General features: G+C 59.8%; 9 protein-coding genes. 1 reads left to right on the top strand and 8 read right to left on the bottom strand.

The annotated features are described in order from the left end of the window. Position 1 precedes the first annotated feature (1 nt). The 8 genes from KGB24_RS09850 to KGB24_RS09885 form a co-directional block, all read right to left on the bottom strand. The gene (locus KGB24_RS09850) at positions 2–1360 is read right to left on the bottom strand and encodes an LLM class flavin-dependent oxidoreductase (protein WP_207285576.1); all 1359 of its coding nucleotides are present in this window, start codon (positions 1358–1360) and stop codon (positions 2–4) included. Beyond that, the gene (locus tag KGB24_RS09855; protein WP_223415274.1) at positions 1360–2553 is read right to left on the bottom strand and encodes an SfnB family sulfur acquisition oxidoreductase; all 1194 of its coding nucleotides are present in this window, start codon (positions 2551–2553) and stop codon (positions 1360–1362) included. Before KGB24_RS09855 ends, KGB24_RS09850 begins: the two co-directional genes overlap by 1 nt. Positions 2554–2576: 23 nt before the next feature. After that, complete coding sequence (locus KGB24_RS09860) at positions 2577–3818, bottom strand: SfnB family sulfur acquisition oxidoreductase (protein WP_207285578.1); 1242 nt, start codon at positions 3816–3818, stop codon at positions 2577–2579. A gap of 389 nt (positions 3819–4207) precedes the next feature. Further along, positions 4208–4972, bottom strand: a complete 765-nt coding sequence (locus KGB24_RS09865; RefSeq protein ID WP_223415273.1) for a hypothetical protein — start codon at positions 4970–4972, stop codon at positions 4208–4210. Between the two features lie 475 nt (positions 4973–5447). Continuing rightward, positions 5448–6203, bottom strand: a complete 756-nt coding sequence (gene tcyN, locus KGB24_RS09870) for an L-cystine ABC transporter ATP-binding protein TcyN (RefSeq protein WP_223415272.1) — start codon at positions 6201–6203, stop codon at positions 5448–5450. Between the two features lie 4 nt (positions 6204–6207). Next, positions 6208–6873, bottom strand: coding sequence for a cystine ABC transporter permease (gene tcyL, locus KGB24_RS09875; protein WP_008040170.1), 666 nt, complete (start codon positions 6871–6873; stop codon positions 6208–6210). Then, on the bottom strand, positions 6873–7673 hold the full coding sequence (gene tcyJ, locus KGB24_RS09880; protein WP_008032479.1) for a cystine ABC transporter substrate-binding protein: 801 nt from the start codon (positions 7671–7673) through the stop codon (positions 6873–6875). The genes tcyL and tcyJ overlap by 1 nt, the downstream gene beginning before the upstream one ends. Positions 7674–7980: 307 nt before the next feature. Further along, positions 7981–8973 carry a D-cysteine desulfhydrase gene (locus tag KGB24_RS09885; RefSeq protein WP_008032477.1) on the bottom strand — a complete coding sequence of 331 codons (993 nt, stop codon included), beginning with the start codon at positions 8971–8973 and terminating at the stop codon, positions 7981–7983. Positions 8974–9166: 193 nt separating this feature from the next. Between KGB24_RS09885 and epsC the strand changes: the two genes are divergently transcribed. Continuing rightward, positions 9167–10093, top strand: coding sequence for a serine O-acetyltransferase EpsC (gene epsC / locus KGB24_RS09890; protein ID WP_008032476.1), 927 nt, complete (start codon positions 9167–9169; stop codon positions 10091–10093). Positions 10094–10273 lie beyond the last annotated feature (180 nt).

Raw genomic sequence — 10273 nt, forward strand, 5'->3', positions numbered from 1 at the left:
TTTAGCGGCGAAACGCGGAGCCGGTGTGTTGCTCAGGCAAATGCGCCTCTGCGTGAAACAGCTTCTCCCGCAGGCTGCCGTCGTCATAAGCGGTCTTGTACGACCCACGCCGCTGCAACTCGGGAATCACCAGTTCGATGAAATCCACATAGCTTTCCGGCGTGACAATTCGCGTCAGGTTGAAGCCATCCAGACCGGTCTCGGCGATCCACGATTCCAGCTCATCGGCCACTTGCTCCGGCGAGCCAACGACCGTGATGTAGCGACCTCCGAGCGCGTGTTGTTCGAGCAATTTGCGCCGGGTCCAGTCGTTGTTTTGCAGGTTTTTGGTAGCCGATTGAATCGCGTTGCTCTTCACGTACTGGATCGGTTCGTCGATGGCGTACTCGGAAAAATCGATCCCGGTCGATGCCGAGAAATGCGCCACGCCGGCCTCGGCGCTGGCGTAGCTCAGGTATTCGGCGTGCTTGGCCCAAGCGAGTTCTTCGGTGGCGCCGACGATCACGTTCAGCCCCATGAACACCTTGATGTCCTCAGGATTGCGACCGGCTTCAACGGCGCTGGCGCGCACCTTGTCCACCTGAACCTTGGTCGACGGTTTGTTCTGGCCGCTGATGAACACGCATTCGGCGTGGCGCCCGGCGAACAGCAAGCCGCGATCCGAACTGCCAGCCTGGAACAGCACCGGCGTGCGTTGCGGCGAAGGTTCGCAGAGGTGATATCCCTCGACCTGATAGAACTCGCCCTTGTGTTCGACCTTGTGCACTTTGTCGGGTTGCGCGTAGATCCGCTGCTGCGGATCGTTGAGCACCGCGCCGTTTTCCCAGCTGCCTTCCCAGAGTTTGTAGAGCACTTCGAGGTATTCGTCGGCCTGGTCGTAACGACGGTCGTGCTCCACTTGTTCGCTCAGGCCCATGGCTTTGGCGGCGCTGTCGAGGTAGCCGGTGACGATGTTCCAGCCGACCCGGCCGCGGCTCAGGTGATCGAGCGTCGACATGCGCCGGGCGAACAGATACGGCGGTTCGTACGTCAGGTTGGCGGTCAGGCCGAAACCGAGGTTTTTCGTCACCGCCGCCATCGCCGAGACCAGCAGCAGCGGGTCGTTGACCGGCAGCTGGATCGACTCTTTCAGCGGTACGTCCACCGAGTTTTGGTAGACGTCATACACGCCGACGATGTCGGCGATGAACAAACCGTCGAACAAACCGCGCTCCAGCAACTGCGCCAGTTCGGTCCAATACTCGATGGTCTTGTATTGAGTCGAGGTGTCCCGTGGGTGCGTCCACAAACCATGGTTGATGTGCCCGATGCAGTTCATGTTGAACGCGTTGAGCAGGATCTTCTTTTTCTCACCGGCCATCAGATGGTCCCTCGCAACGGAGGGTTTTCATCGTTGAGGTAGTAGTTGCCCACGGCGTGATACTTCCAGCGCACCGGGTCGTGCAGCGTGTGCACCCGAGCGTTGCGCCAATGGCGATCCAGTCCGTGTTCGATCAGGGTCGCCTGGCTGCCGGCCAGTTCAAACAGCGTGCTGCCGGCGGCAAGGGAGATTTCGGTGCTGATGGCACGAGCTTCGGCGACGGCAATCGACGCGGCGGCAACGGTCTGTGCGTTGGTGTCGGCTTGAGCTTTGTCGAGGAATTCGCCGGAGCGTTCCAGCAGGGCTTCGGCGGCGTGCAGACGAATGCTCAGGTGACCGAAGCTCTTGATGGTCAGCGGGTCGTCGATGGCTTTTTCGTGTGTGGCGTCGATCCATGGCCGGGTTTTGGTCCGCACAAAATGCAGCGCGTCTTCATAGGCGGCGCGGGCGATGCCGGTGTCGATGGCCGCATGAAGAATTTGCGCCAACGGGCCGACCGGGGTCGGGCGTTCGAAGGCGCTTTGAAACGGGATCACGTCTTCGGCGGCCACAAAGACGTCTTCGAACACCACCGAACCGCTGCCGGTGGTGCGCTGGCCGAAACCACTCCAGTCGTCGATGACTGTCAGGCCTTTGCTGTCGCGTGGTACGAATGCGAGTTGCTGCACGCCGTTTTCATCCACCACCGAGGTCGGGATGCGCTGCGCGTAGATCGCGCCCGTTGCGTAGAACTTGCGGCCGTTGATGCGATAGCCGTCCCCGTCGCGGGTCAGGCTGGTGACGCGGTCGTGGGCGGTTTTGGTGCCGAGTTCGGCGAGTGCATTGCCGAAACGCTGGCCGGCCAGCACTTCTGCATAGAGACGTTTTTTCTGCTCGGCGCTGCCGTTCACGCGCAGCACTTCGAGGGCGTAAAAATGGTTCTGCGGAATTTGTCCGAGGGATCCGTCCGCCTGGGCGATCAAGGCGATCACCTTGGCCAGCGTGACGTTGGAAACCCCGGCGCCGCCGTACTCTTTTGGCACGCTGATGCCCCACAGGCCCGAGCGGGAAAACACTTCCAGTTCCGGGTGCGGCAAACGGCGTTCACGGTCGCGCAGGGCGCTGTCGCGTTTGAAATCTTCGGCCAGGTCACTGGCGACGATCAAGGCTTGCTCATCGCTGGTTATGACCGCGACGTGGTGAGAAATTGTCATGTGTTTCTCCAGGTGTCTGGTCGTTAAATCCAGGAGTGGCGAGCGGGGAGCGTGCCGTTGAGGTGATAGGCGCCGACGGCGTGATACTTCCAGCGCACCGGATCGTGCAGCGTGTGCACGCGGGCGTTGCGCCAATGGCGGTCGAGGTTGAATTCGGCGAGGGTGGCGCGGCTGCCGGCCAGTTCGAAGAGCTTTTCGCTGGCCTGCAGCGAGATCTCGGTGGTCAGCACCTTGGCTTCGGCCACGGCAATCGAGGCACGGGCGGCGGACTCGGCGGTGAGCGGCGCGGCGTTGACCTGATCGAGTACCTGCCCGGCTTTGCGCAGCAGCGCTTCAGCGGCGTGCAGTTCGATTTTCAGTTTGCCGATGTCGGCGATCACATAAAGATCATCGCTGGCGCGTTCGACCTTGGCGTCGATCCACGGGCGAGCGCGGGTTTTCACGAATTCGATGGCGTCGTCGATGGCGCCGCGAGCGATGCCGGCGTCGATGGCCGCTTGAATCAGCTGCGAGACGGCGCCCTGGATGTTCGGCTTGTCGTTGATCTTCCAGTTGTCCACCACCAGCTCGGCGTCGACCCGCACGTTGTTGAGCAAAATGGTGCCGCTGGCGGTAGTGCGCTGGCCGAAACCGGACCAGTCATCAACGATCCGCAAGCCCGGTGTGCCGCGACGGACGAAGGCCAGCACTTGCTTGCCGTCGTCATTCAGCGCCTTGACCGCCACCCAGTGGGCGAAGAGGGCGCCGGTGGAGTAGAACTTCTGCCCGCTGATGACAAATCCGTCGCCGTCGGCGGTGATCCGTGCCTTGAGTTCCAGGGTGTTCTTGGTGCCGCGCTCCGGCCCGGCATTACCGATGCGCCAACCTTCGAGCACGCTCTTGAACAGCTGTTTTTTCTGCGCTTCGGTAGCGCTGCCGAGCACCAGGTTGAGAATGCCGAACTGGTTCTGCGGGATCTGCCCGAGTGCCGGATCGGCTGCGGAAATGATCGCAAAAACATCGGCCAGGGTGACGAACGAAACCTGCGGGCCGCCGTATTCGCGCGGGATGGCAATGCTGCCCAGGCCGCTGCGGGTGAACTGTTCGATTTCCGACCACGGCAGCTTGCGCTGACGGTCGCGTTTAGCCGCTTGTTGGCGGGCGACCTGCGCCAGCTCATGGGCGGCCTTGATCGCTTGTGCGTCGTTGCGCAACACCTGCGCGGGCAACAACAACGGGGCGATGTCCAGATCACTCTGGACGATTGCATCTGCCAGACTGGACATCAGTGCCGCTCCTTGGCTGCTGCACGCAATGCCCTGGCGATCTGCACTGGGGTGATTGTGTTCCGGACCATACCTACCTCACATCTCATGGAACGCCGCGATGGATGCGGCGAAGTAAAAACAAGAATGTCCGGTGGTCCGGTTTATATACCCTAAGCGTGTATAAAAATTAAATAAACTAACTTTTAGGAATATGGATAGAAGTGTGTCGTGAGCAACTGTACGCAGGGCAACACTTTGTTCTTGTAGCAACAGAAACACCCTGCGGTCGGCTTTTGTAGGAGCGAGCCTGCTCGCGAAAAACGTGCAGGCAGCGCGTTCATTCAGGTAGTCAGCGTTATCGTTAACCTCCATCGCGAGCAGGCTCGCTCCTACAAGGGGTGTGGGTTTCAGCGATTGTTGGATTCTGCGGCCATGAGCACTTCCTTCGGCCGGATCTTCAAATACGGATTGGCACACCCAATCTTCAACGTACGCGTCGGCGCCCAGCGAGAGTTGTTTCCCACGCGGTCGAGGATGCAGTAGGTCACTTCCAGCCGCAGGTCTTCGCCGGCTTCGAGAATGATCGCCGGCGGCACCCAGACCTGAATCGGCTGGCCCACATCGCCGGCCTTGAGCCGTGGCAGGTCCATGCGCACATCGCCCCAGCGCAGGGTGATTTCATCGTCGATGGCCATGTTCAGGTACGGCTCGATGGTCAAGGGAACGCCGCGCTTGATCTGGTTCGGGTTGACGCCCTGACGGCGGATGGTTTCGGGAATGCTCACCGGCGCCAGGCTCTGGATTTCATCGCCGTACAGGGCAGAGGGCTGGCCTCCCGGGCAGTCGAGCTTGACCTGCACGCGGGTTGTCGGTGACAACGCTGGCCCATGGCCGACCTGCATCAGCCGGTAGTGAATGCGAGAGGAGCCGTTGGCGATGAAGCTTTGCGGCACGCGCAGGCTGACGGATTTGCCGACGTCCAGGGTGTTCAGCACTCTGGAGGCCACGTAGCAGTTGTCCCAGAACAGTTCGATCAAGTCGCCTTCGTCCATGCCGGGATAAGGCGCGACGGCGATCAGCAGGTGAGAAGCCGAGGTGATGTTGATGCCGCTCCGGTGGGATTGCTCCACGGTCGGTGCCGCAAGTTCGGTTTTTTTCGAAGTATGTTTCATGGGTTTCTCCTTGAAGTCTTGCAGCGAAGTCCGTTTCTGAAAGAACTGATTGGCCGAGCCACAAACGGCTCATTACTTGCGTATGAACAATGATTGAACGTGATGAGTTCGTTTGCCGGAGACTAGATAAGAGTGCGCTGGAATAAGTGTCAATAGAGTTGGTTAGTTAAGTAACGAATCTTTAGTTATTCAGAAAGCTCCTACGCTTTCAGGTCCGGAAGCCCCATCGGCTTGTCGAACATACCCACGGAATCAGCGGTTTTTTGAGGCGGGAGGCGCCGGTTGTTCGTGTGGTCACGCTGAGGTGTTTTGTGGATTTTAGGTGAGGATAATCTGTCGCAGGACATATATATGTACCGCACGCGATTATTGAAAGAGGAATAAATTGTAAGAGTGGTTTGAGTGGCTGTTGAAGGGGGTGTGAAGTTTCGATGTAACTTCCATCCGTGGAAGTTTATGTCGCTGTTATGGCTGCTCAGTGTTGAGCGTTGTTCAGGAACTTGCTGAGAAACTGTTTTGTCCGTTCTTCTTTCGGATGGGCAAACAATTCTTTGGCTTCGCCTTGCTCGACGATCACACCCTTGTCGAAAAACACCACGCGGTTGGCCACGTCGCGGGCAAAGCCCATTTCGTGGGTCACGATGACCATGGTGCGCTTCTCCTCGGCGAGGCTGCGGATGGTCGCCAGCACTTCACCCACCAGCTCCGGATCGAGTGCCGAGGTGGGTTCGTCGAACAGAATCACTTCCGGTTCCATCGCCAGCGCACGGGCAATCGCCACACGCTGTTGCTGGCCACCGGAAAGGCGTCGCGGGTACGCGTCTTCCTTGCCTGCCAGGCCAACCCTGGCCAGCAGCTTTTTACCCAGGGCAACGGCTTCGGCGTGCGGGACCTTCTTGACGATGATCGGGCCTTCGATGACGTTTTCCAGGGCGGTGCGGTGCGGGAACAGGTTGAAGTTCTGGAACACAAAGCCGACGTGCTGACGCAAGCGCCGCACCAGGCTCTGCTGCTGGTTCAATGGGCGGCTGCCATCGATCTCGATGTCACCGACCTTGATCCGGCCGCTGGAGGGTTCTTCGAGAAAATTCAGGCAACGCAGGAACGTGGTTTTCCCCGAGCCGCTCGGCCCGATGATCGCCACCACCTCGCCTTCCTTCACTTCCAGATCAATGCCGTTAAGCACTACTTGACCCTTGAACTGCTTTGTCAGTTTTTCCACGACAATCATGGGGTCAGGACTCCTGGTCGTGCCGATTGACCCGCTCTTCCAACTTGTTCTGCAGGTGCGAGAGCACCGTGGCCAGAATCCAGTAGATCAGCGCGGCGGCAAGATACATGGTGAAAATTTCGAAAGTCCGGGCGGTAATCAGCTGCGCCTGACGGAACAGTTCCGGCACCTGAATGGTGGCGGCCAGCGCCGTGTCCTTGACCAGCGAGATGAAGCTGTTGCCCAGCGGCGGCAATGCCGTGCGCATCGCTTGCGGCAGGATGGCCCGGCGCAATGTCTGCGCGCGGGTCATGCCGATACTCGCGGCAGCTTCCCACTGGCCACGCTCGATGGAGCTGATTGCGGCACGCAGGATTTCGCAGGCGTACGCGGCCATGTTCAGCGAGAAGCCGATCAGGGCCGCCGGCAACGGATCAAGTTCGATACCCAGTTGCGGCAAGCCGTAATAGATCACGAACAGTTGCACCAGCAACGGCGTGCCGCGAAAGAACGACACGTAGATGCGGGCCAGCCAGCTCACCAGTTTGAAGCGCGACAGGCGCATCAACGCCAGGCCGAACCCCATCACCAGACCGAAGAACATCCCGCCCAGGCTGAGGATTACCGTGTAGTACGCGCCCTTCAGCAGGAAGGGCGCGGAGTCCAGCGCAAGTTGGAAAGCTTCTCCCATTATTTGGTGACGTCAGCGCTGAAGTATTTTTCCGAAAGCTTTTTCAGCGTACCGTCGGCACGCAGCTTGTCGATGGCCTTGTTCACCGCTGCCAGCAACTCAGGCTCGCCTTTGCGCAGGGCAATGCCGGCTTCCTGACGGGAGAACGCTTCGCCGGCGGCGGAAGTGTCCTTGGCCTTCTTGGCGTATTCCAGTGCGGCAAGGCGGTCGATCAGGATGGCGTCAGTGCGGCCGTTACGCAGGTCTGCGAACTTGCTCGGATCATCTTCGTAGGTGCGCACGTCAGCGGTCGGCACGTTGGCTTTAACCCACTGCTCGTAGTTGGTGCCCAGGCCTACGCCGACTTTCTTGCCAGCCAGGTCGGCGGCAGACTTGATGTTCAGCTCGGCAGCTTTTTTGGTCAGCACCAGCGCCTGAATCCCGGAAATGGTGTACGGCTCGGAGAAGTCATACTTCTTCTTGCGCTCTTCGGAGATGGTCACTTGGTTGACCACTGCGTCCAGACGCTTGGATTCCAGCGCCGCGAGGATGCCGTCCCATTTGGTCGGTTGCAGTTTGACCTTCACGCCCAGCTCTTTGGCCAGGGCTTCGGAGAACTCGACTTCGAAGCCGGTCAGTTTGCCGTCGGCGTCAACGAAGCTGAACGGTGGGTAAGTGCCTTCCAGGCCGACGTTGATCACGCCAGCGTCCTTGATTTTTTGCAGTTGCTCACCGGCAACCGCTTGCCCCAGCAGGCCGGCGCTCAGCGCCAGGCCCAGCGAACCCACCAGCAGATTTCGACGTAGTGCGGAAAAATTCATGACAAGCCCCTGTGATTTCTTATGAAGACGCTTTTAGGAATGTTGGCAAAATCGGGATTTGGACGACTGCGATATCCTGCCCTAAAGCAGCGTATGCGTCTCGCTGCAAATTCGCCTGCGGCGTGACTATATGACGGTGCTTATAGATAGGAAAATAATAAATATTGCGTTTGTTATTCTTAAAATGCATATGCGTCAGATAGACCGCTATCGCCAGCAAGCCGGCTCCTACAGGGGCGTGCACGATTTTTCATTCGACGCGAACCCTGTAGGAGCCAGCTTGCTGGCGATAGAGCGCAAAGCGCTCTCAGAACGCCGAATCGTAGGCAAACAACGCCGGCGCCCCACCGGTGTGCAGGAAAATGATCGGCCCCTCATCAAAACGCTGACGCCCAATCCCGTCCAGCAACCCCGCCATCGCCTTGCCGGTATACACCGGGTCCAGCAACAGACCTTCCTGGCTCGCAACCAGTTTTACCGCCGACAACGTCCCGGCATTCGGCTCGCCATAGCGCGGGCCGAAATATTCGTCCCACAACTCAACCTTGAAACTCGCTGGCAGGCTGACGCCCAACAGCGCTGCGGTGCGCTCGGCGAGGCCTTGAACCTTCGGCCGCTGATCTTCTTCGCTGCGCGAAACCGTCACGCCAATCACTGGCAAATCCGGCAGTGCTTCGCTCAACGCGAGCGCCAGGCCGCTGTGGGTCCCGGCGCTGCCCGATGCCAACACGACGGCGGCGAAGGTCAGGCCGGTGTCCTTGATCTGTTCGGCCAATTCCAGCCCCGCGCGCACATAACCCAGAGCACCCAACGCATTGGAGCCTCCAATCGGCACCAGATACGGCTTTTTGCCGTTGCTGCGCAGGCGTGCGGCCAATGCTTCCAGTTGCTCGTCAGCGTTGTCGAGGTTGTCCACCAGTTCGACCTTGGCATCGAACAGGTCAAGCAGCAGCCGATTGCCGTTGCCGACATAGTTGGCGTCTTCGGTGCCCAAAGGATTTTCCAGCAACGCTACGCATCCCAGGCCCAGTTTGGCGGCGAGGGCGGCGGTCTGGCGCACGTGGTTGGATTGCAGCGCGCCGGCAGTGATCAGCGTGTCCGCGCCCTGGGCCAGCGCATCGGCGCCCAGGTATTCGAGTTTGCGCAGCTTGTTGCCGCCCATCGCCAGCGGCGTCAGGTCATCGCGTTTGACGTACACGTCGCGGCCCAGCCAGGCTGACAGGCGTTCGAGTTTTTCCAGAGGGGTCGGGTGGCCGAGCAGATCGAGGCGGTCAAAACGGGCGAGCTGTTGTTTGATCATGGGTCCGTACTGGCGGTGGGAGATGTCAGGACTATAGGCACGCCCAAATGCATGGGCAACCGGCAAGATTACTTATAGCCAAAAGTGCTGAGCACAGCACAATCAGTTCTTAATTCGGTTTCCAGACCTTGCCGTAAAGTAATCGCCGTCAGTGCGGCCAGACAGTCCGGCCGCCCGTGTGGAGTTTTTTACCGTGAGCGAGCGTTCCAGCCATTGGCAATTGCAGACCATCGTCAGCCAACTGCGCACGGCGCGTGACGAGTGGCGTGCACAAAACGGCCGCGCCAGCGGCGAGCAGGGTGGCCGCGAGTTGCCTTCCCGAGCGGCCATGGCGGAGATTCTTGAAGCGTTGTGCGGGGCGTTGTTCCCGATGCGCCTGGGGCCGGTCGACCTGCGTGAAGAGAGTGAAGATTTCTACGTCGGTCACACGCTGGATGTCGCGTTGAATGCGTTGCTGGGGCAGGCACGGCTCGAACTGCGTTACGCCGCCCGCCACAGTGCCTCGGCCGACACTGAAGTAGAAGCCAAAACGATCCAGATCATCCAGGACTTCGCACTCGCCCTGCCGGGCCTGCGCAGCCTGTTGGACACCGATGTGCTGGCGGCCTATCACGGTGACCCGGCGGCCCGCAGCGTCGATGAAGTGCTGCTGTGCTATCCGGGGATTCTGGCGGTGATTCACCATCGCCTCGCCCACCATTTGTACCGTGCCGGGCTGCCGCTGCTGGCGCGGATCAGCGCAGAAATTGCGCACTCGGCGACCGGTATCGACATTCACCCGGGCGCGCAGATCGGCCGCAGCTTTTTCATCGATCACGGGACAGGCGTGGTGATCGGCGAGACCGCGATCATCGGCGAGCGTGTGCGGATTTATCAGGCCGTGACACTGGGCGCCAAACGCTTCCCGGCGGATGAAGACGGCCAGTTGCAGAAGGGCCATCCGCGGCATCCGATTGTTGAAGACGATGTGGTGATTTATGCCGGTGCGACCATCCTGGGGCGGATCACCATCGGCAAGGGCTCGACCATTGGCGGCAACGTCTGGCTGACCCGCAGTGTGCCGGCAGGGGCCAACCTGACGCAGGCGAATTTGCAGCATGATGATGGGACGCAGAAGTAAGGCCCGGGATCTTTAGCAATAATTCTGACGCCATCGCCAGCAAGCCGGCTCCTACAAAGTTTGTGCCGTACTCGGAATTACCGTTCGACATAAAACCCTGTAGGAGCCGGCTTGCCGGCGATTGATCTCAAGCCAATCCGAGATAACGGCATCCACCCATTTCCCCACTGAACACCCCCC

Origin of the sequence: Pseudomonas sp. BF-RE-25, from assembly GCF_019956105.1 — a bacterium.
GTDB classification, from domain to species: domain Bacteria; phylum Pseudomonadota; class Gammaproteobacteria; order Pseudomonadales; family Pseudomonadaceae; genus Aquipseudomonas; species Aquipseudomonas migulae.

Excerpts from the sequence above, each read along its gene's own strand:
- KGB24_RS09850 (WP_207285576.1), bottom strand. The coding sequence starts at position 1,360 with ATGGCCGGTGAGAAAAAGAAGATCCTGCTCAACGCGTTCAACATGAAC.
- KGB24_RS09855 (WP_223415274.1), bottom strand. The coding sequence starts at position 2,553 with ATGACAATTTCTCACCACGTCGCGGTCATAACCAGCGATGAGCAAGCC.
- KGB24_RS09860 (WP_207285578.1), bottom strand. The coding sequence starts at position 3,818 with ATGTCCAGTCTGGCAGATGCAATCGTCCAGAGTGATCTGGACATCGCC.
- KGB24_RS09865 (WP_223415273.1), bottom strand. The coding sequence starts at position 4,972 with ATGAAACATACTTCGAAAAAAACCGAACTTGCGGCACCGACCGTGGAG.
- tcyN (WP_223415272.1), bottom strand. The coding sequence starts at position 6,203 with ATGATTGTCGTGGAAAAACTGACAAAGCAGTTCAAGGGTCAAGTAGTG.
- tcyL (WP_008040170.1), bottom strand. The coding sequence starts at position 6,873 with ATGGGAGAAGCTTTCCAACTTGCGCTGGACTCCGCGCCCTTCCTGCTG.
- tcyJ (WP_008032479.1), bottom strand. The coding sequence starts at position 7,673 with ATGAATTTTTCCGCACTACGTCGAAATCTGCTGGTGGGTTCGCTGGGC.
- KGB24_RS09885 (WP_008032477.1), bottom strand. The coding sequence starts at position 8,973 with ATGATCAAACAACAGCTCGCCCGTTTTGACCGCCTCGATCTGCTCGGC.